The sequence below is a fragment of the Sorangium sp. So ce176 genome (assembly GCF_051519835.1).
In the GTDB taxonomy this organism is placed as follows: Bacteria; Myxococcota_A; Polyangia; order Polyangiales; family Polyangiaceae; genus Sorangium; species Sorangium cellulosum_G.
Window position 1 is genome coordinate 8744284 of record NZ_CP150371.1, and the last position, 23492, is coordinate 8767775.

General features: G+C 73.2%; 18 protein-coding genes. 8 read left to right on the forward strand and 10 right to left on the reverse strand.

All coding sequences use genetic code 11. The features are described from left to right. Positions 1 to 76 precede the first annotated feature (76 nt). Positions 77 to 2026 (forward strand): ATP-binding protein, encoded by a 1950-nt coding sequence (locus tag WMF42_RS33005; protein WP_437686848.1) that lies wholly within the window; start codon positions 77 to 79, stop codon positions 2024 to 2026. Next, on the forward strand, positions 2023 to 4311 hold the full coding sequence (locus WMF42_RS33010; RefSeq protein ID WP_437686850.1) for an ATP-binding protein: 2289 nt from the start codon (positions 2023 to 2025) through the stop codon (positions 4309 to 4311). Before WMF42_RS33005 ends, WMF42_RS33010 begins: the two co-directional genes overlap by 4 nt. Before the next feature lie 168 nt (positions 4312 to 4479). Here the strand turns inward: WMF42_RS33010 and WMF42_RS33015 are convergent, their stop codons facing one another. From WMF42_RS33015 to WMF42_RS33025, 3 genes are all read right to left on the reverse strand, one after another. Next, entirely contained in the window at positions 4480 to 5310 is an 831-nt protein-coding gene (locus WMF42_RS33015) for a pentapeptide repeat-containing protein (RefSeq protein ID WP_437686852.1), read from the reverse strand. Beyond that, positions 5307 to 6719 (reverse strand): WD40 repeat domain-containing protein, encoded by a 1413-nt coding sequence (locus WMF42_RS33020; RefSeq protein ID WP_437686854.1) that lies wholly within the window; start codon positions 6717 to 6719, stop codon positions 5307 to 5309. The genes WMF42_RS33015 and WMF42_RS33020 overlap by 4 nt, the downstream gene beginning before the upstream one ends. A 358-nt stretch (positions 6720 to 7077) precedes the next feature. After that, complete coding sequence (locus tag WMF42_RS33025; RefSeq protein ID WP_437686856.1) at positions 7078 to 9306, reverse strand: DUF3160 domain-containing protein; 2229 nt, start codon at positions 9304 to 9306, stop codon at positions 7078 to 7080. Positions 9307 to 9615: 309 nt separating this feature from the next. On the opposite strand from WMF42_RS33025, the gene WMF42_RS33030 reads away from it, so the two are divergent. The 3 genes from WMF42_RS33030 (at position 9616) to WMF42_RS33040 (ending at position 13304) form a co-directional block, all read left to right on the forward strand. After that, entirely contained in the window at positions 9616 to 10242 is a 627-nt protein-coding gene (locus tag WMF42_RS33030; protein WP_061610411.1) for a glutathione S-transferase family protein, read from the forward strand. A gap of 159 nt (positions 10243 to 10401) precedes the next feature. Next, positions 10402 to 12498: an ABC-F family ATP-binding cassette domain-containing protein gene (locus WMF42_RS33035; RefSeq protein ID WP_437686857.1), complete on the forward strand. Its 2097-nt coding sequence runs from the start codon at positions 10402 to 10404 to the stop codon at positions 12496 to 12498. Beyond that, positions 12495 to 13304, forward strand: coding sequence for a glutaredoxin domain-containing protein (locus tag WMF42_RS33040; protein ID WP_437686859.1), 810 nt, complete (start codon positions 12495 to 12497; stop codon positions 13302 to 13304). Before WMF42_RS33035 ends, WMF42_RS33040 begins: the two co-directional genes overlap by 4 nt. Positions 13305 to 13524: 220 nt before the next feature. On the opposite strand, the gene WMF42_RS33045 is transcribed toward WMF42_RS33040, so the two are convergent. After that, complete coding sequence (locus WMF42_RS33045; protein WP_437686861.1) at positions 13525 to 13965, reverse strand: hypothetical protein; 441 nt, start codon at positions 13963 to 13965, stop codon at positions 13525 to 13527. A gap of 261 nt (positions 13966 to 14226) precedes the next feature. Here WMF42_RS33045 and WMF42_RS33050 point away from each other — a divergent pair, with 261 nt between their 5' ends. Both WMF42_RS33050 and WMF42_RS33055 read left to right on the forward strand, forming a co-directional pair. Continuing rightward, a complete protein-coding gene (locus tag WMF42_RS33050; protein ID WP_061605359.1) occupies positions 14227 to 14835 on the forward strand; it encodes a hypothetical protein in 609 nt (202 codons plus the stop codon). Further along, positions 14832 to 16562, forward strand: a complete 1731-nt coding sequence (locus WMF42_RS33055; protein WP_437686863.1) for a M23 family metallopeptidase — start codon at positions 14832 to 14834, stop codon at positions 16560 to 16562. Before WMF42_RS33050 ends, WMF42_RS33055 begins: the two co-directional genes overlap by 4 nt. A gap of 26 nt (positions 16563 to 16588) precedes the next feature. On the opposite strand, the gene WMF42_RS33060 is transcribed toward WMF42_RS33055, so the two are convergent. Further along, positions 16589 to 17386, reverse strand: a complete 798-nt coding sequence (locus WMF42_RS33060) for a leucine-rich repeat domain-containing protein (protein WP_434042579.1) — start codon at positions 17384 to 17386, stop codon at positions 16589 to 16591. A 135-nt stretch (positions 17387 to 17521) separates the two neighbouring features. On the opposite strand from WMF42_RS33060, the gene WMF42_RS33065 reads away from it, so the two are divergent. After that, entirely contained in the window at positions 17522 to 18190 is a 669-nt protein-coding gene (locus tag WMF42_RS33065; RefSeq protein WP_437686865.1) for an HAD family hydrolase, read from the forward strand. A gap of 21 nt (positions 18191 to 18211) precedes the next feature. Here the strand turns inward: WMF42_RS33065 and WMF42_RS33070 are convergent, their stop codons facing one another. From WMF42_RS33070 to WMF42_RS33090, 5 genes are all read right to left on the reverse strand, one after another. Then, positions 18212 to 18682 carry a ferritin-like domain-containing protein gene (locus WMF42_RS33070; protein ID WP_061612623.1) on the reverse strand — a complete coding sequence of 157 codons (471 nt, stop codon included), beginning with the start codon at positions 18680 to 18682 and terminating at the stop codon, positions 18212 to 18214. 455 nt (positions 18683 to 19137) lie between these two features. Then, positions 19138 to 19356 (reverse strand): hypothetical protein, encoded by a 219-nt coding sequence (locus WMF42_RS33075; RefSeq protein ID WP_061612622.1) that lies wholly within the window; start codon positions 19354 to 19356, stop codon positions 19138 to 19140. A 154-nt stretch (positions 19357 to 19510) separates the two neighbouring features. Beyond that, entirely contained in the window at positions 19511 to 20434 is a 924-nt protein-coding gene (gene prs / locus WMF42_RS33080; RefSeq protein WP_061612621.1) for a ribose-phosphate diphosphokinase, read from the reverse strand. Further along, positions 20431 to 22398: a class I SAM-dependent methyltransferase gene (locus WMF42_RS33085; RefSeq protein ID WP_437686868.1), complete on the reverse strand. Its 1968-nt coding sequence runs from the start codon at positions 22396 to 22398 to the stop codon at positions 20431 to 20433. Before WMF42_RS33085 ends, prs begins: the two co-directional genes overlap by 4 nt. After that, positions 22395 to 23411: a LolA family protein gene (locus WMF42_RS33090; protein ID WP_437686870.1), complete on the reverse strand. Its 1017-nt coding sequence runs from the start codon at positions 23409 to 23411 to the stop codon at positions 22395 to 22397. Before WMF42_RS33090 ends, WMF42_RS33085 begins: the two co-directional genes overlap by 4 nt. Between the last annotated feature and the right edge of the window lie 81 nt (positions 23412 to 23492).

Below are 23492 nucleotides of genomic sequence, written 5' to 3' on the forward strand. Positions count from 1 at the left end.
CGCGGTTTCGCACGGTGGGTGCGCGCTCTTCGCGCAGGAGGATGTCGAGGGCGGGCGTGAGGGGGAGCGGTCGAGCGTGCACGCGCACTACGGAGCGGGGGGAGACGGGGGCGGCGGCCGACGCGCGGCGCCCCTGCAAGGAGACGCCGGGCTGTACTTCCTCGGGTCGCTGCACGAGCTCGTCGCCGTGGGCCTGCACCGCCCGGCGCTCGAGGCGCTGTGCGCAGGGCAGCGCGACCTGGCGGAGCCGCCGATCGACCGCGCCTACCTGCTCAAGGTGCTCGACGAGGAGATCTCCCGCCAGTTCGGGCACCCGCTCCGGCCGCTCATCGAGCTCGTGCTCAACGCCGCCGACGCGGCCCGCGGGCCGCAGCCGCTCGTCGACGTCGCCGTCACCGACGGGCGGGTCGACGTCTGCGACACCGGCGTCGGCATGGGGCTGCGGGCGATCCTCTCACGGCTGCTCATCCCGTTCGCGACAGACAAGCGGCCAGGGATCGATCTCGGCCGGTTCGGGGTCGGGTTCTTCTCGGTGCTCGGGTTCGGGCTCTCAGATCCCGAGAGCTTCAGCCTGCACCTCACCACCGGCGACGGCATCGAGGGGTGGGCGATCCGCGTCGTGCCCTGGCCGGGCACGGGCGACCCGCCCGACCCGCCCGCGTCCGCCCCGGAGGAGGTCGGGCGCGCCCACGGCCGCGCGTCGCCGGAGCTCGCCGCCGCCCTGATGTGCTCGGTGCGACGGGTCGCGCCGCTGCTCGGCACCCGCGTGCGCGTCACGTCGGCGCTGCTCGAGGCGGGCGCGGTGCGCGCCTACCTGCGCGACGCGCTCCACTTCTTCCCCGCGAGCCGCGCCCTCGTGCTGCTCGACGGCGCGGCCGTGAACGACGGCCGGCTGATCTCGGGCGGGCAGCTCGTGCAGGAGCCGATCGCCCCCGGCCCCGACGGCGGGGCGCGCGCGACGGCCGCCCGCGGGGCGCGCGCCCGCCCCGAGGACGCCGCGGAGGGGCGCGCGCGCCCCGACGAGGCCGCGGAGGCGCAGGGCGCCGCGCTGCTCGCGCGGTTCCACGTCGGCGGGCGCGGGCTGCTCCCGAGCATCTCGGCGGCCACCTTCCACGCCGGCGTCAAGGTCGACGCCTGCCTCGCCCTCGCCGAGCTCGCGCTCATCGATTTCCCGGCCGCCGTGGAGCTGACCGAGGGGCGCGACGCGCTCAAGGTCGGGCCGGAGTTCACCGCTGTCGCGACGGCCTTCTACCGGCGGCTCATCCAGCTCGCCGCCGCGAGCGGCGAGGGCCGGCGCACGCGCGACCGGCTCGCCGAGATGGCCGCGCAGATCAGCGCCCTCATGCTGCAATCCGCGGGCTGGGACGAGGTGGCCCGCGACCTCGCGCGCGCGCTGCTCGGCCCCGGGCGTTGCATGGTGACGCCCGAGCGGCGCGAGGCGCTCCTCGGGTTCCTCGGGCCGAGCGTGGCCGAGCGCCTCTTCGTGCCCGAGAGCTTCTGGGCGGAGCGCGAGTGGCAGCCCCACCTGCCCGGCGAGCGCGAGCTCCTCGAGGACGAGCTCGAGCTCGATCCCCCGGAGACGCTCTCGGCGCTCGCGCGGCGCCGCGGCGACCTCGCGGGGCTGCCCCTGCTGCTCGCCCGCGCGGCGAACCCACACACGACCATGGTCGCCCTCTGCCGGAGCCGGCTCCCGCCGGACCGCAGGGTCGCGGCGGCCGCCGCGTCGCGCCGGGCGCCGGGCGCGCCGCCGCTCGCTCCCACGTTCCCTGAAGCGGCGGGGCGGCGGCCCCCCGGCCCGCTGCCGTGCCTCGGGACGCGCCGGCTGCTGCTCATCCGCGACGACAGCCCGGCGGTGCGGCGGCCCTCGGGCTGGAGCGACTGGTACGCGCTGCGCGCCGCCTTCGACCGCGCCTCCGGGGTGCGCGAGGCCGATCTCGAGCGCGATCTCATCGTCGGCGAACCCGTGGACGGGGCGGCCTGCGCCGCGCCCCGGCCCGGCGAAAGCACGTCCGGAGGCGAGCCATGACCCATATCTCGTACGGCCTTTTCTCGGAGCTGCTCCTCGTGCGGATCCACGGGCGCGCCGAGGCCTACCTGGAGGCGAGCCCCGCCGAGCGCCTCGCGCTCGTCGCCGCCTGCCGCAGCGAGGCCACGGTGCCCGACCTCGCGCAGCGCATCCTCTCGCGCACCATCTACGCGCAGGCGTCGTCGCGGATCGGCCCGCTCCGCGAGCTGCTCCAGAACGCGCTCGACGCCTCGCCCCCCGGCGCCCGCATCGACGTCCGCTCGACCGAGGACGGGCGCGAGATCTCGATCTCGGACCAGGGCCGCGGCATGACCCGGACCGAGCTGCTCACCGACCTGCTCGTCCCGTTCCGGAGCGGCAAGTCGGGCGAGCCCGACGCGATCGGCGAGCACGGGATCGGCTTCTTCTCCGCGCTGGAGATCGCGCCCTGGATCGAGGTGGTCACCGCGACCGCGTCGGGCGGCCACCGGCTGCTCGTCGCGCCGCTCGGCGTCGGGCCGCGCCACGAGGACTTCTCGTGGACGCTCCTGCCCCTCTCCCGCCCGTCCCCCTCGCCCGCGCCGCCGGCCGCTGGCGCTCCCCTCCCGCGCGCGCCGCTGCCGCCGCGCGCCTTCGATCCGCCGCGCCGCCCGGCGACGGGCACCACGGTGCGGCTCTCGCTCGCGCAGCCGATCTCGCGGCCGGCGCTCGCCGCGGAGGTCGCCGCCGCGGCGGGGCTGGTCGACCCGTCCGTCGCGCGCATCCACGTCGACGGGGCGCTCGTCAACACGGCGCGGGCGCGCCTGCGCCGCGCCGCGGAGGTGCCGCTCCGGCTCCCGCCGTCGGGCGAGCTCTGCGGCGCGCTCGAGCTCTTCGTTGGCCGGGGCGACGGCGTCGAGCCGCAGCTCACGATCACCCAGAGGGGGCTCACGGTGGCCGCGCGGATCGACCCCTTCCCCGGCCCCGAGCTCGGGCTGCACCGCGAGCTCGCGCGGGCGATCACCGCGGCCGGCTTCGGCCTTGTCGCGGAGCTGCCGCTCGGCGTGCCGCTGAACAAGGGTCGCTCCGCGGTCGCGGCGAGCGCGTCGGCGGCGGTCGAGGCGGCGCTCATCGCCGCGTTCGAGCGCTTCATCCTGCGCGACGCCCTGTACGACCGCGAGCTCCTGCGCGCCGTCGATCACCGGCTCTCGTCGGTGCTCGACCGGCTCGTCCACGGGGCGCTGCTCGGCGAGAGCATCACGATCGCCTCCGCCCAGGCGGTCGAGGAGCTCGATCCCCTGGCGCGCACGCCGACGGTGGCGGCCCCCGAGCAGGTCATCCGCTTCGCGGGCGGGCTGCTCGACGCGCCCCTCTTCCGGTCGATCGTCGTCGACGCCGGCCAGCGGTCGCACGGCGGGGGGTCGCCCCCGCCGCTCGGCCAGCTCCACTGGCGGAGCGCGGCGCTCACGCTGCGCGAGCTGCTCACGGCCCACCGGGCCGGCCTGCTCCGCCCGCTCGAGGGCGCCCCGCCGGCGCCGTCGACCCACGCCCGGAGCACCGCCCGCTGGCCGCTGGGCGCCTGCGCCGCGACGCCCGGGGCGGCCGTCTCCGGGCAAGAGGCGCGGGAAGCGCCGTGCGTGCGGTCCGGGGAGCTCGTGTACCTCGCGCTCGACGAGCCGCTCGCGCTGGCGTTCTGGCGTCGCCTCGCGACCGAGGGCGCGGCCGCGCCGCCGCCCCCGCCGGCGTCGTCGTCGGCGCCGCGCGCGCCGGTCGCCGCGCCGTGCCCGATGCCCCGCTCCTCGCGCGACGCGCTCCTGAAGACGGCGGCCGACGTGCCCGGCGTCCGCGCCGTGGCCGCGGCCATCACCGTCCTCGAGCGGCTGGAGGCGGCGATCTCCGAGTCCGCGGACCTGCCGACGTCGCCGATCTGGGTGCACCAGGACCTCTACGGCCCCGACGAGATGGCGCACACCGACGGCAGCGGCATCAGCGTGAACCTCGCCTCCTCGCGGGTGCGGGCGCTGCTCACCGCGGTGCTCCTGCGCGACGACGCCGTCGCCTTCACCGCGCTCACCGATCTGCTGCTCCACGAGAAGACGCACGTCTCGCTGGCGAGCTACGTCCCGCGGCCCATGGCCGAGCACGGCACGAGCTTCTACCGCCGCAAGGACTGGATGCGCCGCCGCCTGCTCGCGGCGATCGCCAGCGGCGCGGTCGCCGACCCGATACGCTGGCTCGCGGTGGCGCGGCGGGGGCTCGCGAGCTCGGCGCTGCCGGCCCCCGAGGAGCTCTCGCGCGCCTTCCAGTCGGCCGCCGCGGCGGCCTGAGGCGCGCCCGGGTCCGCCGCGGGCCTGTGTGAGACAACGACGACGGCCGGATTCGGCTCGAGCCGGAGCTGTCCGGAGGTCGTGGTCGCGCTTTCCTGAAACGCGACAACCCCGATCCAACGGCGACCGCATCAGCGCAACGTGCCCGGCATCCGCCGCCCGAGGCTGCTACGGGCGTCTGGCGCCCTGCGGGAGCCTGGCGCCGTCGAGCTTGGCGCCGTCGAGCTTGGCGCCCGCGAGCTTCGCGTACCGCAGGTCGGCGCCGCGGAGGTCGGCGCCGCGGAGGTCGGCGCCGGTGAGCTCGGCGCCGGTGAACTCGGCGCCGGCCAGCTTCGCTTCGCGGAGGTCGGCATTCGAGAAGTCGACGCGGCCGCAGCGAGCGCCCTCGAGATCCGCCCCGCGGAGGTCGGCGCGGCGGAAGACGCAGTCGTAGAGGTTGACCCCCTCGAGGCGCGCGTTCGAGAACTTCGCCTCTTCGAACGGGATCACCATGAGGTCTGCCTTTCGCAGGTCGGCTTCCGTGAGATCGATGCCCGGGAGCTGCACGAACCCGCCGCTCAACGTGCGCCAGCGCGACCGCCAGCGGTTCCAGCGCTCAATGCCGTCTTTGACTTCACCTCGCAGCATCGCGCGCGACTCTTCGAACGTGGGAAGCAGCATCTCGATGAGCTTCTTCTCGCTCAGCTTGATGACGTTGTCGCCCTTGGCGATGCGCGCGTCGATCTCGGTCTCCGCCTTCGACGGGACGTGCTCCACGTACGGAAGACGCGCGCCGACGAAGTGCGTCGCGTCCTTCGCCTTCTTCGCGACCGTCCCGCCGAGCTCGAGCAGCATGTCTTCGCGGAGCTCGCGCGACGTGCGCACATCCATCGCCGACCTCTGGAATTTGCCTGCGTAGAGAATGCATATCCCGGCGAGGCGCTCCTCGAACATGCCCTGCGGCTCCTTCTCCGCCAGCGGGGTGAAGCCGAGTTCGAAGGGAGTGGCGCGCTTCTTCATGCCTTCGATCGCGTGGATGGCGAGGTTGCCGTGCCCGTCGATGTACGCGATCTCGGCCCCGTCCTCGAGGCGGTGAGCGGGAGGATCTCGAAGCCGTGAAACTCGATGTCTTTCGGAGCCTCGGGCTCGTCGAGCCATCGGCCCTTCTCGGCGTCGGCCGTCCGCGTACGGCCCGCGGAGTCGACGACGACAGCGCGGGCATCGCCCTGGGGAGAGATAGCGTCGTTCGCGAAGATCGCCTCGCCCTTGTCGGTGATCTCGCGCACCACGACGGCGTTTTTGGGCTCGACGATGAGCAGCTCTCCCTGCGGGAGGTTCGCGAGCGCCGCGGGGCCGCTCGCGCGCCGCTCGCTGACTGTGCCGTCGGTCCTTCGCCAGGACCAGATCCCCGACGAGCCGGCGACGACGACGCGTTCGCGGCTCAGCGCGATCGCGCGTGGCGCGTCGATCCCGAGCTCGCTCGAAGCCGGCTCACCGTCCGAGGTCCAGACGCCGATGCCAGACGCCGTCGAGCCTGCGGCGAGCCACTTCCCGTCGCGCGAGAGCGCCATCGCGGGGCCTTGGCCGTACGCGTGGTGGCGAGGCGTGCGGACGCGACGGATCTCCGCGCCGCTGCGCTTCCACCAGCGAAAGTAGCGATCGTTGCCTTGCGAGACCACCGTCTCGCCGTCGGCCAGGAACGCGAGCCAGCGACAACCGGCCGGCCCCCCTTCCTGCTCGCCCGAGCCGTAATCTTCCTGGAAGCGATGCGAGCCCAGGAGGCGGACGGGCGCGAGCGACGCGCCGTCCCAGAGGTGGACGTCGCCTTGCCCGTGGCCGCCGGCGAGCACGCTGCCCTCGGGTGAGAACGCGAGTACGAGGATCTTGGAGCTCTTTCGCTTGGCGAGCTCCTTCTTCGACTTGCCATCGAAGACGCGGACGATGCCCTTCTGTCCGCCGGTCGCGAACCTCGCTCCGTCGGGTGAGAAGGCGAACGCGAAGATCTCGCCTGCGGGCTCGCTCAGGTCGTGAAGTCGTTTGCCGGTACGCGCGTCGAAGACGTTGGCGACAGAGGCTCCGCCGTAGGTCGCGACGCTCGCACCGTCGGCGCTCACGGTCGCGAAGGCGAACTTCTTCGTCGCCTTCTCTCCGAGCTTCCACGAGAGCTCGCCGTCCTGGCCGAGGCGCGCGATGGATCCACGCGCCCACAGGAGCAGGTCGCCGCCAGGCAACGCGAAGACGCCAGTGAAGCGACCGGTCACCGTCTGCTCGTCGAGGGCACGACCGTCGTCGACGGCGAAACGATGCACCTTCGTGCGCTCCTCTCCGGTCACGAGGGCCACGAGCGTTGTGGAGTCCGGAGAAAAATCGAGCCCAGTGAAGCTGCCGGGCGCGTTGAAGCGGGTGGCGCCGAAGACATGTCGGCTCATCGAGCCAATCGTACTCGGCTCCGTTGCCCTTCAGCGCTTTATCGGTCGTCATTTCCGGACGTGCGAGTCGGCGCGCGCACATGGGGTGCGCATCGGAGCTCGACAGGCGTTGATGTCGCCGCCGACCGCACCGCGATCGAGGAGGAAGCGGCGACGTTCCCGGCCGGGGCGCTGGCCGTCTCGTTCCACGCCACGTCCCGAGGGCGGTCAGTCCGCGCCTTCCGATGAACCTGTGGAGGTCGGTTCGGCGCTCGCTCCGATCGGCCAGGCGACCCCGTGACCGCGGTGACGCGCCGGCACAGCCCGGCACAGTTCCAGTGGGACCGGAGCGTCCGACGGCGCGTCGTCGCGGGGCGGATCAGCGGGAGACGAGATCCTTCATCCAGGCGACGTCGGCGGGCCTCGTCTCCTTGATCGAATCCGCCCACGTCTCGTCGGTCATGCGCTCGAAGCCCTCGGTGACCTGCTCGAAGTACGACGAGGCGAGCCCGACGAACGCGCTCGGCGTGCCGCACGGATCGGCCGTGACGACCATGAGCCGCGGCAGGCCGGTGCCCACGTGGAGCACGCGGCCGACCGGCGCGCCGGCCTCGTCGGTCGGCTGGGTGTGGACGTCGGCGATGGTCGGGTCCTGCTCGACGCTCTTGGCCATGTCGAAGAAGAGCTGCGCATACCAGCCCTCGGCGCCGAAGGGAGATCCGCAGCCCCACTGGATCCGGACCGCCTGGTTGATGAAGTCGAGGTGCTCCTGCGTGAGGGGCACGCCGGCGCGCTCGTTCGCGGCCATCTCCGCGAGCGTCGTCGCGACGCCGCGCAGGCGCTCGAAATACGCCGGCACGCTCTGCTCGAGCCACGGCTGGCTCGACAGGTCGAGTGCGCCGACGACGTCGCCGCCCTGCGCGGCCAGCTCGGCGATGCGCGTGAAGAACGCCGGGTACGGGTCGACGTAGGCGTCCGGGAACTCGCAGGTGTTGCCGGCCGTGTACGACTGCTTGGCGTAGAGCAGGGTGTCGTGCCGGAGCTCGGCCCAGGAGGCGAGCTGCGTGTTCAAGAGGCGCCGGCCCCACGCCTCGGTCTTGGCCACCCCGGGCAGCCCCTCGGCGTCGGCGAGCGCCCGCGCCGGCGACAGCTCGCGCAGCGCGCCGAGCCAGCGGTTGTAGATGTTCTTGCCCCAGAAGTCCCCGGGGTGCGCGTCGACGAGCACGCGCATCATGTGGAGATCGGGCGCGTAGTCGAACTGCCCGAGCTCGGGCCCGAGCAGGAGGCCCGCCTGGTCGTTGCCCAGCGCCGCGAAGCCGACGTCGAGCGGGTTCGGCATCATGCGCTTGACGGTGCCGCCCTTCACCCGGTCGTAGACAACGTTCGAGAACACGTGCGAGTCGACGACGTACCGCTGGCCGAGCAGCGCGAAGCTCGACGAGAGCGGGAGCGTGCCCTTGTCGAGGCCGTTGATCATGATGTGGCTCGAGATCCGCTGCGTCCCGTGGCCCTTCTCCACCACGACCTTGGCGATCTGCTCGTCGGGGACGCCGGCGAGCCCGGCGGCGTCGCTGAGACCGAGGTCCGCGAGCAGGTCGTCGAGCTCGGGCAGCGTCATGTAGTCGCTCTCGCCGACGAAGGCCTGGATCGTGTCGTCGATGCGCGTGTAGCGGTCGAGCGTCTTCGCCTCGGCGAGCGCGCGCACCACGTACGCGCCCTCGAGCTGCCGCCGCTGGAAGACCTGCGTGCCGTCGATCTGGGTCTCGAGGAAGCGGAAGTCCACGCGGCCGAGCCACATCATGCTGCGGAAGTAGCGCTCGAGCGCGGGCTCGTCGGTGTAGTGGCCGCGCGGCTCGAACTGCGAGAAGTCCATGAGCCGCTCGGAGCCGAAGAGGCGCACCGCGCCCATGCCCTGGTGGGCCCTGGCGCCCGCGACGAGCTCCTCGATCTTGGCGGCGTCGGCGCCCGCGACGGGCGCGACGGCCGCGTCCGTGAGGAGCGCGAGCGCCACGGCCGTGAACAGATCCGCGTCGGCGCGCGCCTCGGCGCCGAGCTCGCTGCCGGCGCCGCCGGCGAGCCGCGCGCGCATCTCCTCGAGCATCGTGGCGAGCTCGGGGGAGAGCGAGGCGAGCTCGATGGCCTTCAGGATCGCGTCGTACGAGCGGTGGACCGCGTACAGGATCGAGTCCGCCGACACGTAGATCGGCAGGTCGAGCGCGTAGATGGTCTCGTAGCCGTAGACGAAGGTGGGGAAGGTCTTCTTCTCCGAGATGACGAAGCCGTTCTTCGAGAGCTTCGCGAGCTCGTCGTCGTCGAGCCCGAGCGAGGAGCCCTGGATGAGCGGCAGGTGCTCGGCGTCCGCCGGCGCGTAGGGCAGGCTCGAGGTGAAGCCGACGGCGTACTTCGAGGCGAACGCCTCTGCGGTCATGTCCGCCGAGGCATCGCGCTCGCCGAGCAGCGCGGTGAGCTCCGCCCCCTGCTCGGGCCCGAGCGGCGCGGGCTCGATCGGCGTGGGCGGCTCCGTGCCGGGCTGCCCCCCGCTGGAGCAGCCGGCGGCGAGGGCGAGGAAGATCGGGACGAAATGAAAGTGAAGAAGTGTTTTGCGCATCGTGTTCCCCTTCCAGAGCGCGCCTCCCGGGCTTGGAGGCGCCGCGGCCCCTGCATGAGCAAGGATGGTGCCGCGGGCCGCGGAGGCGCTCGCGCGCCTTGCCCAGAACGGCGATGGCGTGCAATGGCGCGGGTGGTGCGATGGTGAACGCCGCAATACCGTCGTGCCAGGCGCGGGCAGCGTGGCTCGAGACCAGCGCCTTGCCCGGACAGCGTGGTTTGAACCGTCACGACAACACCCGAGGTCCGCCGCAAACGGCGCGTGACGTCAGCCCGCCAGATCCACTACAAGGGGCGCCGGAGGAAAGCCATGTCCGTCACGTTCTACTACACCCCTCAGTCCAGCGCTGGGCGCATCCGCGTGTCGCTCGCCGAGCTCGATATTCCCCACGAGGTCGTCCGGATCGACCTGCGCGCCGGCGATCAGAAGAAGCCGGACTTCCTCGCCCTCAACCCCAATGGCAAGGTGCCCACCGTCGTGATCGACGGCACCCCGGTGTTCGAGTCGGTGGCGATCCAGATCGCCCTCGGCGAGCGCTACGGTGTCCAGAAGGGCCTGTGGCCGGCCCCCGGCTCCCCCGAGCAGCTCACGGCCCTGACCTGGCTTGCCTGGGGCCAGGTCACCCTCACCGGCACCCTGTTCCGCTACATGGGGAACACGAGCGAGTATTTCCCCAAGGAGATGCACAACGAGAAGCAAGCCGAGCAGGCACTGACCGAGATGCGCGACCTGCTCCGCATCCTCGACAGCCGCCTCGACGGCCGCCCGTACCTCACCGGAGAGCGCTGTACCCTGGTGGATCTCGACCTCGCGACCATGCTCGGCTGGGGCCTCATGGCGGCCAAGATCGACATCGCCGAGCTGAAGAACCTGCAGGGATGGCTCGGCCGCATCGCGGAGCGCCCGGCCGTGAAGGCGGCCATGGCCGAGACCTGAGCCCGACCGCGCCCCGCTCGCCCGAGCGGGCGAGGCGCCCCTCCTTTTCACCGCCCGCGCGGCCAGGACCGGCCCTCGCCCGCGCGGTCGTCGCCCGCCTGGCCCGTCCCGCCCCGGGCGCCCTTGCGCGCGCCCGACCCATGCTAGAACTCGGCCGCGATGACGGTCCTCCAGGTCGCCGACCTCAGCTTCGGTTACGGCGCCGACAAGCTATTCCAGGGCATCACCTTCTCCCTGGAGCACGGCCAGCGCGCCGCGCTCGTGGCCCCCAACGGCGCCGGCAAATCGACGCTGCTCCGCCTCGTGGCCCGGGAGCTCACCCCGGACACGGGCTCGGTCGTGATCCGCAAGGGCGTCCGGGTCGCCTACTTCCGGCAGTCGCACGAGCTCCAGGCCGAGGGCACGGTGCTCGACGCCTTCCTCTCCGGGTTCTCCGAGGTGCTCGATCTCCGCCACGCCCTCACCGCGGCGCAGCACGCCGCCGCGAGCGGCAGCGAGGCCGACCTCGATCGGCTCAGCGACCTCACCGACCGCTACCACATCGCCGGCGGCGACGACCTCGAGCGCCGCGTCGAGATCATCGCGGCCCACCTCGGGTTCACGCCCGCCGACATGGATCGCCCCGTCGCGAGCCTGTCCGGCGGCGAGCGCGGCCGCCTGCAGCTCGGCGTCGTGCTCGCCATCGAGCCCGACCTCCTCCTGCTCGACGAGCCCACGAACCACCTCGACATCGAGACGATCACCTGGCTCGAGAAGCACCTCGCCGGCCTCGCCGGCGCGCTGCTCTGCGTGTCGCACGACCGCGCCTTCCTCGACGCCGTCTGCCCGAACACGATGGAGCTCGGGCAGCGCAGCTTCCGCTCCTACCCGCTCAAGTACAGCGACTACGCTGTCGCGCGCGAGGAGGACCTCGCCCGCGAGCGGGAGCTCGCCGAGCGGCAGGAGGCGTTCGTCGCGAAGACCGAGGACTTCATCCGGCGCAACATCGCCGGCCAGAAGACGAAGCAGGCGCAGAGCCGGCGCAAGATGCTCGACAAGCTCGAGACGATCGACCGGCCCGAGGACGTCTGGGCCACCGCCGAGAAGGTCCGCTTCCGGTTCGCGCCCGCCCCGCGCAGCGGGGACATCGTGCTCGACGCGCGCGGGCTCGGCGCCTCCCGCGGCGGGCGCGCGCTCTTCTCCGGCGTCGACCTGCTGGTCCGGCGCGGCGACCGCATCGGCGTCGTCGGCCCCAACGGCACCGGCAAGTCGACGCTGCTCAAGCTGCTCGCCGGCGCGGGCGCGCCCGAGGATGTCGGCGACGTCCGGCGCGGGACGAACCTCTGCCAGGGCTACTTCGACCAGCACCTCGGCTCGCTCGACCCGCAGCGGACCGCGGTCGAGGAGATCCGCAGCGTCCGCGCCGACATGAACGTCGACGCCACGCGCCAGTACCTGTCGCGCTTCCGCTTCTACGGCGACGACGCGCTCCGGAAGGTCCAGGGCTTCTCGGGCGGCGAGCGGAGCCGGCTCGCGCTCGCGAAGCTGCTGCTCGAGCCGCGCAACCTGCTCTTCCTCGACGAGCCGACGAACCACCTCGACATCCCGGCGGCCGAGATCCTCGAGGAGGCGCTCGCGGGCTTCGAGGGCACGGTGCTGCTCGTCTCGCACGACCGGCGGTTCCTGGAGCAGGTGACGACGCGCATCGTCGCCGTGCGCGAGGGGCGCGTGGACGTCTACCCCGGCGGCTTCCGCGACTACCGCGACAACCTCGAGAAGCTCGCGGCCGAGGCGGCGGCGCGCGAGGCCGAGGGGCGCGAGGCAGCGCGCGGCCCGGCCGGCGGCGCGCGGGGCGGGCGGGGCGGCGCGAGCGCGCCGCGCGACGAGCAGCGGGGCGCCGCGGCCGCGGCCGACAGGGGCGCGAAGGCTCCCGGCCGCGCGGTGCGGCGGAGCGGCGCGACGATGCCGCCGCCGGACGACGCGGCGGACGCGGCGGCGAGGAAGCGGGCGTTCGAGAGCGACAAGGCGGCGGCGCGGGCCACGGAGCGGAAGCGCAAGCGGATCAAGGAGCTGGAGGCGGAGATCGCCGCCGGCGAGTCGCAGCTCGCGGAGATGCGCGACGCGCTGAAGAAGGACCCGGGTGGCGACTGGGCGAAGCTCGCGGAGGCGGCGCGCAAGGAGCAGGCGCTCGCGAAGCGCGTCGACGCGGCGATGGCCGAGTGGATGGCGCTCAGCGAGGAGCTCGGCGCCTCGGCGACGGCGGGAGGCGGGGCGTGACGGGCGCGGCGCGCGGCACGGCGGCCAGCGCGCGCCGCGCGGCGGCCAGCGCGGGCGCGACGGCGGCTGCCCGCGCCCGGCGGGCGGCGGCGCTGCTCGCGCTCGCCGCGGCGGCGGCGCTGGGGCCGGCGGCGTGCGCGGAGAAGCGCGACGACGGCACCGCCCCGGCGCAGGCCTCGGCCGAGCTGCCGCCGCTCGAGCTGCGCGACGACACGGCGAACCTGATGCTCACGTGGATCGACGAGAAGGGCGACACCCACGTCGAGCTCCGCCCCGCCGACGTGCCCGCCGAGGGCCGCTCGATGGTCCGCGCGATGCTCTCGGACCGGACCGAGGGCACGCGCGACGTCTTCTACATCGCGGATCTGACGCAGAAGCGCCCGGACGGCACGTACGCGGTCCGGACGATGCCGCGGCGTGCGTGGGAGTCGCTGCTGGAGAAGCGCCGCGCCGAGCACCTCGCGAAGACGGCGCCCCCGCCGGCGGCGCCGGGCCCCGGCGGCTCTGCGGGCCCCGGCGCGCCGAGCCAGCTCGGCGGCGTCACGGTGATCATCTACGGCGCCTCGTGGTGCAAGCCGTGCCACCAGGCCGCGGACTACCTGCGCGCGAAGGGCGTCGCCGCGATCGTCAAGGACATCGAGGAGGACCCGGCCGCGGCCGCCGAGATGCAGGACAAGCTCGCGAAGAGCCACCAGCGCGGCGGCAGCATCCCGATCCTCGACGTCCGCGGGCAGATCCTGGTCGGGTTCAGCCCCGGCGCGATCGATCAGGCGCTCGCGCGGGCGGCCAGCGGCACGACGCTCTGACGCCCGGGCGGCGGAGCGCGGCGGATCCGCGCCGCGAGACGGAGTCACCCGTTCAGACCTCGACTGGCCAGTCAACTCGAGCGCGAGCTCGTCTGCCACGCAGACAAACCTGGGGAATACCGAAATTGCTCTGCGGCAGGAGCGGCGAGCGCCTGGAGGCTCCACGTCGGGCGTGTCATCGCTTCGCCGACGCTCCCGCGCGTTCGCCCCTCGCCCAGCGTCATTGTTCCTTTCTCTCCATGGGAACATGCCTCTCCGGGTCCATAGCCGACCCCGTCCGCTCGGTGGTCTCCGCTCCGGCGCCGAACACGGCCACCGTCCGTTGCAGGTTCGCGACGACCTCCGTTCGAGAGGCAAGGCGCGCGCATAATCTCTCCGCGAGGAAGACAGCCATGTTCTCGTACAACCGGTCGTAGCCGGAGATGCGCATCCCGACATCGAACGCCGTCAGCCGCAGCTGGTACCTGTACGCAGTGAACCTGATGCCACAGTCGTCCTCCAGGCCATGGTCACCAAGCAGCACGACCTCGGTATCGAGAAGCCTGCAGCGATGGATCGTTCCAGCGTCGAGATCCTCCCTCACGAGGGAGCGACCAAGGACCTCGGCCAGGACGTCGACGAGCGCTGCCTCGTCGCCCTGAAAATCAATGAACACGCTCATCGGCCTGGGCATGACCACCTCGGCATCGCCCTGAAAGGCACCCGGCCCCGATGACGTCGTGCGCCAGGCTCGTCGCCACGCCCGGGCCATCCTACACCTGACAGGGCGCGGTGCGCAGGTGTGGCCTCACCAACGCACCATCGCGCAGAGCGTCAAGTCGTCCCGGTCACATCTCTGACGACATCGTGCGCGCGCCACGTGATCTCGTGGCGAGGAGTGCAATTTTTCGACTAGAATAGAGGCCTCTTTCCGGGAGAGCCCATGCGCGGCGCGCCGCTTGCTGTAACCATCCTCCTGGCCGCTGCGATCGCCGCGTGCGAGCAGACCGCCCCCCCCTCCGAGGCACAGCGCGAGAAGGCGGCCGCCCTGTCGGCTGCCGCGGTGGTGACCCCGGTGATCGCGAACGTCACCTGGCCGCCAGCCGCCTCCGTCGACCGCGGCGCGCTCGCGGCGCTGCCCAGGACGGCGGCCTCCGCCGCGCGGATTTCTCAGGTGCCGGTGCTCGTGCCGTCCCGCCGCGAGCTGCTCGCGGCCCCTGTCATCGTGGCCAAGGATCACTGGACGTCGTTCTGGGCAAGGACGGAGTCGCTCACTGTCTCGCTCACGATGACCCGGCTCTCCCACAAATATCCGAGCATTCCGCCGCTCCGAGGGGCTCACTCGGTGCGCGGCGAGCCGGCGTTCGTCACGGCGAACGAGGGCATCTGGAGCGCCTCCTGGGCCGAGAACGGCGTCTCGTACGCGCTCGACGTCGAGTGCGCCTCGCCGGAGGCGCCGGCGTGCGCCTCGGACGCGCTCGTCCGCGACCTTGCCGCGGAGCTCGTGTACGTGGGCGGCGTCGGCGTGAAGGTGACGGGGAACGGGCCATGAGCGCGCCGCGCCGCCCGCGCCGCCCGCGCCGCCCTCGCCGCCCACGCCCCGCCGCCGCGCTCGCCGCGACCGCCGCGCTCGCGCTGCTGCCGCGCGCGGCAGCGGCCGATCCGTTCTCGTACCATCCGGCGGGCGAGCTCGTCCCGGGCTCGGGCGAGGGGCGCGCCGACCACGTCGTGTACGTGCCCTCGATGCGCTTTCCCCTCGAGGAGGGCCCCGCGTTCGCCAACTCCCAGGTGTACAGCAAAGGCGGGAGCGCGGGACCTTCCGGCGGCCAGTGCGATCCGGACAACTACGCCTATCCGTGGCGCGACAACTTCTGTGAGTCGCGGTCGTGGGACATGCCGCTCTGCCCCTCCGGGGCGGGCCACCAGGGGCAGGACGTCCGGCCGCCGACGTGCGAGGCGGGGAAGTACTGGGTTGTCGCTGTCGCGGACGGCACCATCACGAGCGTCGGCGGCTACTCGGTGTACCTCACCGGCGACGACGGGACCCGCTACGACTATCTCCACATGTCCAATGTCCAGGTCTCGCCGGGACAGGCCGTGTCGCGGGGAGAGCGCATCGGGCGGGTGTCCAACGTCTTCGGCGGCACGCCGACGACGATTCACCTGCACTTCAACGTGCGGCAGTCCGTGAGCGGCGTCGGCATGGTCTACGTGCCGCCCTACACGTCGCTCGTGGCCTCGTACCGGGCGCTCCTCAACGAGCCGCCCGAGGGAGCCCTGGAGTCCGCGGGCTGCGCCGGCATCCGCGGCTGGGCCCGCGACCCCGACGCGGAGGGCGCGCCGGACAGCGCGCGGCTCTACTTCGACGGCGCGGCGACGGACGCGGGCGCGGTGGGCTACATGCTCCCCGCGGACCGGCACCGGGACGACCTCTGCGCGCCGCTCGGCTCGTGCGCGCACGGCTTCGAGGCGCCGATGCCGCTCAGCCTGCTCGGGGGCGAGCACGCTGTCCGCGCCTACGGCGTCGACGCGCTGAGCGGCGAGGTGGTCGAGCTCGAGGGGAGCCCGAAGGCGCTCTCGTGCCCGCTCGAGCTGCCGGGCGGCGTGCGGCGGCCGATCGGCGGCGTCGAGGCGCTGGACACGTGGGGGTTCTCGCGGTTCTGGGACGTCGCCACCGCGCCCGACGCGGCGCTCGAGGCGCTGCCCGAGGGCGACGCGTTCCCGGCGTCGCCGCTGCTCGTGCGCGGCGACGACGGCGCGACCTCCGTGTGGCTCGTCGACGGCGCCGCGCGGCGGGCCGTGGCGGACGCCGAGGCCGCCGCCGCGTGGAGGCTCGATCCGGACGAGGCCGTCGTGTGGCCTGTCGCGCGGCTCGCCGCGCTGCCGCTCGGGCCGGCGCTCCCGCCGCGCCCGTTCCTGGCGCAGGGCTCCGGGCCGGCGCTCTACGTCATCGATACGCTCATCGACACGCCCTCGCCGCGCGGTGAGGGCGGCGCGGGCGCCGGCGGGGCCGGCGGCTCCGGCGGGATCGGCGGCGCAGGCGGCGCAGGCGGCGCGGCGGAGGACGAGCCCCCCATGAACGGCGGCATCCACGGGCAGGTCCGCTGCGAGTGCGGGGCCGCCGGCGCGGGCAGCGCGGGCGGGGCAGCGGCGGGCTGGCAGCAGCTCGGGCTGCTCGCGGCGGCGGCGGCGCTCGGCGCGGCGCGGCGGCGCTCGACGCACCGGAGGCGGCACGGCGGAGGCGCGCCGCCCGGCCTCGTCGGCCCTCGTGGGCCTTGATCCCGGCGGCGCGCGGCCCGGCCTCGTCAGCCCTCGTGGATCTTGATCCCGGGGATGGTCCGCAGCGGGCTCGCGTCCTCGACCCGCGAGCCCTCGAGGTAGACGTTCTTCAGGCTCTTGAGCCCCTGGAGCGGCGACACGTCGCTCACCCGCGTCCGCTTCATCTGGAGCATCTCGAGCTTCTTCAGGCCGGCGAGCGGGCTCAGATCCGTCACCTCGGTCTCGTCGATCTGGAGCTCGGTCAGGCTGGTGAGCCCGGCGAGCGGCGAGATGTCGCTGACGGGCGTGCGGCCGATGTCGAGCCTGTCGAGCTTGACGAGGCCGGCGAGCGGCGAGAGATCCTTGACCAGGGTGGCCGACACGCGCAGCGACTCGAGCCGGAGCAGGCCCTTGATCGGGCGGAGATCGTCGATCTTGCCGGGCGGCAGGTAGAGGCCTTTGACGCCCGTGAGCTCGGAGAAGATGCACGGATCGAGCTCGTCGAGCCCCTGGGCGTCGGACAGGTTCATCGTCTTGATGTTCTTGAGCTCGGCGCGCTTGATGGGCCCCTCGGGCTTCTGGAGCTGCTGCCGCACCCGGGCCTCGAGCGCGGGATGAGAGAACGTCACCGGGTCGCTCTTGCTCGTGCACACGACCTCTTGCCGCTTCGGCGGCGCGCTGGCCACGGCCGCAGGGCTCGCCGCGGGGGGCGCGGAAGCAGGCGCCTGCGCGGCGGGCGCGGCCGAGGCCGCCGGAGCGGCGGGCTTCGCGGGCTCGTCACAGCCCGAGAGGCCCATGAGAGAGAAGGCAAGGCCAAGGGACGCAAGCACCAGAGGACGATTCATTGCGTCGATGATACACGAGCGCGCGAAAGAAAACCCCCGCCGCAAAGGACGCTCCTGGATCGGCGCGCGCGTCAGACAGGTCTTCACCGAGGCGACAGGCGCCGCAGCCGCGCTCCCGGCGGAGCTCGAGGGAACATGGATCAACTCCGAGCGTTAATCTTCGATCTGGACGGAGTCATCATCGACACGGAGGCGCTGCACGCGGAGGCGAAGCGGCTCACGTTCGAGCGATACGGGATCGCGGTGCCCGAGCGCCTGTATACGGAGTTCAGGGGGCGATCTGACCTCGACATGGTCGAGCATGTCGTGAGGGAGCTCGCCGGCGGCGCGCTGTCGCCCGCGGAGGTCGTGGGCACCAAGCACGACGTGTTCAGGACGCTGCACGAGAAGATAGCCCCTGTCGAGGGAGCGCTGGAGTTCATCCGCCTGGCGCGGCGCCGCTTCGAGCGGCTCGCGCTCGCGACCTCCGCGACGAGGGAGAACCAGGCGTTCGCGTTCGAGAAGTTCGATCTGCGCCCGTTCTTCGATGTCGTCGTGACCTCCGAGGACATCCGCCGGACCAAGCCCCACCCCGACCCGTACCTGAAGGCCGCCGAGAAGCTCGGGCTGAGCCCGGGCGCGTGCCTCGTGATCGAGGACTCGACGAACGGGATCCTCTCGGCCCGGGCGGCCGGCTGCGCCGTCGCGGCGATCACCACCTCGTTCAGCCGCGATGAGCTGAGGGACGCCCGCGCCGACATGATGGTGGACAGCTTTCCCGAGCTGGCCTCGCTGCTCGCGATCGACGCGGGGGGCGCCGCGTGAGGGCCGTGCAGGCGAGGCGCGCTACAGGGGCAAGAGCAGCAGCCCCTGCCGGGAGTCGAGCTGCTCCGAGAACCACTCCCGGTGACGCCGCTCCACCGCGAGCGACTGGCGCAGGACGTCGCGCGCGCGGTCGGAGAGGCCCTCTCGGGACGCGAGCATCCGCTCGTAGACAGCGCAGCTATCTTCCTCGTAATGCCTCATCGCCTCCAGGATCGCGCGGTCTCCAACGATCCCGTGGTTCAGCGCTCTGCTCTTCAGCTTGGGTCGGACGGCGGTGTCCAGGGGGGGTTCGCCGAGCTCGTGGGCCATGGCGGCGAGCTCCTCGAGGTGGCGTTCGTGGTCTTTCAGGAAGCTCGCGAGCCGGCTCTTGTCGCCTGGGCGGCTCATCCGCGCGAGCGCCGCTGCGAGCGCGTCCACCGCGGACCAATTGAGCTCGATCAGTTCAGCCAAAGACCCGATGAAGGCGGCCTCGCCGCCGATCACGGACGCCATGGAATATCGCTCCTCTCGCCGCGGAAGCTCGGCCGCCCGCGAAGAGAGAGGTGGGCGGATGCTTCTCCAGGTCTTCGACGCTCGCAAGCCCGGTGCCGGAGCCAGCCTGTGCAGCGGCGATGCATCGCGGCGCGCGCGTCGTCCAGGAACTCCGCGGCTTTCCGCGCTCGTCATCCCCACCGCGCCGCCCGCGCCGCCCGCCGGAGCCCGCGCGCGCGGCGGAATGCGAAGGCGCGACCCAGATGGAGGCTGCGGCCACGCGGCGGGGACGGGACCGCGAGGCGCCGCGGCTCAGGAGGGCTGCTCGCGCCGGGCGATGCAGCGATGGGCGCGGCGCGTCCTGGACATGAGCGCCCCGCCGCGCCCCTCGGGCCGTCAGCGGAGTCTCGTCGTCGAGATCAGGAGAGGAGATCGGTGGAAGAGCGCGCCTGGGCGGCGCGGGGCGGGAGAGGCCGCTACTTCTTGCCGAAGAGGCCGCCGAGGGAGCCCGCGAGGCTGCCCACGTCCAGGTTGGCGATGGCGGGGGCCGCCGCGCCCAGCGCGGTGTCGACGTGGGCGGCGAGCGGAGCGGGGAGCTTCGCTTTGAGGAAATTGACCACCGTCTCCACGGCCACGCGGGCCTTGTCTTCCGAGATGCCAACCTTCTCTGCAACCTGCCGTACAAGCTCGTCCATGGCCTCGACGCTCAACCTTTCTGCGCGACCCGCGCATCCGGGGAGAGCATCCACGCGCCGATCGGCGCCGGCAAGGGAATTCAGCGGCGCGCGCTCGGCCCCGCGGCGCTCGCCAGCGCGCTTTTCCTGCCTTGTCTCCGGCCGACGAGGTCGGCTAGGTCTCGCGCTCGAGCGCGCGCACGACGAGAGGCGCCACCGAGCGCAGGGCGCCGGGCGTGTCGGCGAGCTGCTGGCTGCCAGGATGCGAGTCGGTGCCGAGCAGCGTCGTGAACACGCCCGCCTTCCGGATCTTCTCGAGCGAGTCGCCCGGCAGGACGAGGTGGCTGGTGACGGCGTGGACCTTCGAGGCCCCGGCGGCGAGGTAGGCGCGCCCCGCCTGGACGAGCGACGAGCCGGTGCGGACCATGTCGTCGTAGATGACGACCTCGCGGCCGGAGACATCGGCGTTGATGCCGGTCACGCTGATGCCGTCCCCGCGCCGCTCCTTGTAGACGAACGCCGGGTCGACGCCGAGGGTGCGGGCGAGGCTCTGCACCCACTTGGCCCGGCCGGCGTCCGTGGCGGCGAGCACGTAGGGCCGGTCGCCCATGAGCTCGCGGACCGCCTGCGTGATGAGCGGCGCGCCGTACAGGTGGCGCGTCACGTGCGAGTCGCTGAAATAGAACTCGATACCGTCGGTGTGCAGATCGAAGAGGAAGATGCGCGTGCCCGCGTCGCACGTGGGGATCGCCGAGATGAGCCGCGCCCGCGTCTTCGCTGTCACCACCTCGCCCGGCTTCACGGCCCGCTCCATGGTCGCGTAGCCGAAATACGGCATCACGATCGAGAGCGACCGGGCGCCGGCGCGCGAGATGGCGCAGCCGAGGTCGTAGATCTCCAGCCAGTCGAGGTCCTGGGGAGCGCCGCCGAGCAGGACGACATCGCGCCCCCAGCAGTCGACCGCGACGCGCAGGTAACGCTCGCCGTCCGGGAAGCACTTGCGCTCGACGAGGCCTGGCTCGAAGTCGCCGGCGGCGAGGAAAGCAGGCTCCAGGTACGCGTACGAGCGGATCGTGATCAGCAGGCGACGCTGGCTCATCGCGCACCTCGGCGGGGCGGCCGCGCCGGCGCCGTCGGCCCCTTGCGGCCGCCTCCCGGCTTCGCGGCCCTCGCGAACGGCGCGCCCTTGGCGGCCCTCACGGCCGGCGCGCCCTTCATGGCCGGCGCGCCCTTCATGGCCGGCGCGCCCTTCACGGCCGGCGCGCCCGGCGCGCCCACGCTGGCGAGGACGCTCTTCAGATGGGACTCGGTGCCTGGCTCGCTCGGAAAATCGACGGGATCGGGGAGGTCTTTCATCTGCACGACGTCGCATCCTGCTTCACGCGCGGCCTCGTGCAAATGGCGCCGGAACCTGGGGCGCGCGATGCCCCGGTGGTTGGTGCAGGCGAGCAGCCTCCCCCCCGGGGCGAGGAGGCGGAAGGCGAGCGCGGCGAGCGCGCCGAAATCGCTCGCGGCGCTGAAGCGGCTCTTCTTCGTTGTCGCGAAGCTCGGCGGATCGAGCACGATGAGATCGAAGCGCTGGCCGGCCTGGGCCGCGGCCTTCAGCCACGGGAACACGTCGGCCTCGACAACGACGTGCGCCGCCGGATCCGCGCCGATCGCGTCGAGGTTGTCGCGCGCCCACGCGATCGCGCCCCGGGACACGTCGACCGTGACGCTCTCGCGCGCGCCGCCCGCCACGGCCGCCACGGTGAACGCGCCCGTGTAGGCGAACAGGTTCAGCACCCGCGCGCCCCGGGCGAGCTCGCGCACCCGCCGCCGGTTCTCGCGCTGGTCGAGGAAGATGCCGGTCGAGAGCCCGTCGCCGAGCCGCACCTTGAACGGCAGGCCGTGCTCGAGAACGGTGAACTCCTCGGGGGCGCTCTCGCCCCGGACGGCGTGCCGCGGCGCGAACTCCTCGCGGCGCGCGTCGACGATGACGCTCGCGTGCTTCGGGCGCACCTTGACGTAGACGCCCTTCGCCCCGAGCCGGTGGGCCGCGTCGAGCACGACCTCCCGGGGCGGCGCGCCCGGTTCGCCCTCGCCGCCGCCGAACAGCGACACAACGAGGTGCTCGCCGTAGAGGTCGACCGAGACGGAGGGCAGGCCGTCGCCCGCGCCGTGGACGAGGCGGAGCGCCGTTGTGTCGCCCGCGCGCGCGACGCCGTAGCGCCGCTCGGCGGCCTCGCGCAGGGCGCGCTCGACGGCCTCGACGCCCCCCGCGTACGGGTCGGCCGGCGCGGCCGCGAGCCACGCCTCGAAGGCCGCCGGCGGCGGCGAACGGAAGGCCGCGGCCGCGCCCGTGGCCGGGTGGTCGAGGCGGAGCTCGGCGGCGTGCAGGAGCAGGCGCGGGGCCTCGACGCCGCCGTAGAGCGGATCGCCGACGATCGGCAGGCCGATCGCGGCGAGCTGCACCCGGAGCTGGTGGGTGCGGCCGGTCTCGGGCCGGAGCTCGAGCAGGGCGCGGTCGCCGCGGCGCTCGAGGAGCCGGTAGCGGGTGATCGCCAGCGCGCCGCCCGCGCCCCTGTCCTCTCGCCCCCCGCCCCGCTCCGCGCCTCCCCCGCCCTTCTTCCTGCCACCCGCGCCCCGGTCCTCTCGCCCCGCGCCGGCCTCGGCGATCGCGCGCATCGCGCCGCCCGGGGCCGGGACGAGCCGGTGCCGCAGGGTGCCGCGCGGCGCGCGGTCGCCGAAGCCTGAGACGGCGGCGACGTACGTCTTCTGCACCGTGCGCCCCTCGAACTGCCGCGCGACGGCGGCGTTCGCCTCCCGCCGGCGCGTGAACAGGAGCACCCCCGAGGTGTCGCGATCCAGCCGCTGGTGGATCCCGAGGTAGTCGTCGGCCTCGCCCCGGCCGCGCAGGAAGGCGCGGAGGCGCGTCACCACGTCGTCGACCCGATCCGCCTCCGGCGCGTGCGTCGACATGCCTGCCGGCTTGTCGACAACGATGAGGTCCTCGTCCTCGGCGAGGATCCACGCTGGATGGAAGTCGGGGAAGAGCTCCGAGAGGTCGAGTCGCGGGATCATCGGTTCTGCTTGACGTCGGTGCCGGGCGGCGCGGTGAACCGGAACTCCCCGGGATCGATCGACGCGGGCTGCGATGCGTCCTCGAAGTCGAACCGGTTCCGGTTGCCCTGCGCGTCGACGATGAGGACGCGCCGGATGACGCCCGGGTCCTTCTTCGCGAGGAGCGCCCTGTCGATATAGAACATCACGAATTCGTAGTGGGGAGTCGGCGCCCGCGGCTTGCCGACGAGCACGGGGCCGCCCTCGAAGCTCGCCTTCTCGTTGAAGGTGAACGTGAACGACGGGCGGAGCCCGTGGCCCATGAGGAACGAGAGCGCGCCGGGATACTCCGAGCTCTGCACCGGCGTGACGAACATCTGCCGGTCCTCGGCGACGTAGATCTTGAGCGACACGCCGTCGGACACGATGCGGTTCTGGTTCGGCGGATCGTAGCGAAACGAGATCTTGTTCGGCTTCTCGACCGAGACGACGCCGCTCTGCTTCTTGACGGCGCCGGAGATCTTCTGGGTGTGCTCCTGCTTGAAGCGCGCGAGATACGTAGTCTTGCCCACAAAGATCGTGTCGACCTCCGCCGCCACCGCCTCCGCGGATCCCGCCTCGGCGGGCGGCATCGAGGGCGGCGCGCCCGCGCCGGGCGCGGCGGACGCCGCCGGCGTCTCGGCGGGCCCGCCGCCCGCGTCCGCCGCCGCCGCGGCGCCTGCGTCCGCCGGCTCCGCCGCGCCGCCGGCGTCCCTCGGCGGCCGCTGGCCCGCGTCTCCCGCCGGCGCGCCCGCATCGTCCGGCGCCGCCGCGTCCGCCGCCACGGCCAGCGCGCCCGCGTCCTCGGGCGCCGCGGCGGCGCTCGCCGGCGGCGCGGCGGGCTGCGCGGCGGAGGCGAGCGGCGGGTCCGAGGACGGCGCGGCGGGGGTGGGCGACGCGTCGGGCGCCGCGCCCACGGGCGCGGGCGGCGCCTCGCACCCGGCCGCGACAAGGGCAGCGGGCAGGACGAGGGCGGCGAGACGGAGGCGGATCATGAAGAGCTCGCTTTCAAGGGAGTGTGCGTCGCGTGTTCTAGGACAGGTAGGGCCGAGGTGGTAGCGCCGACTCCACCGCCG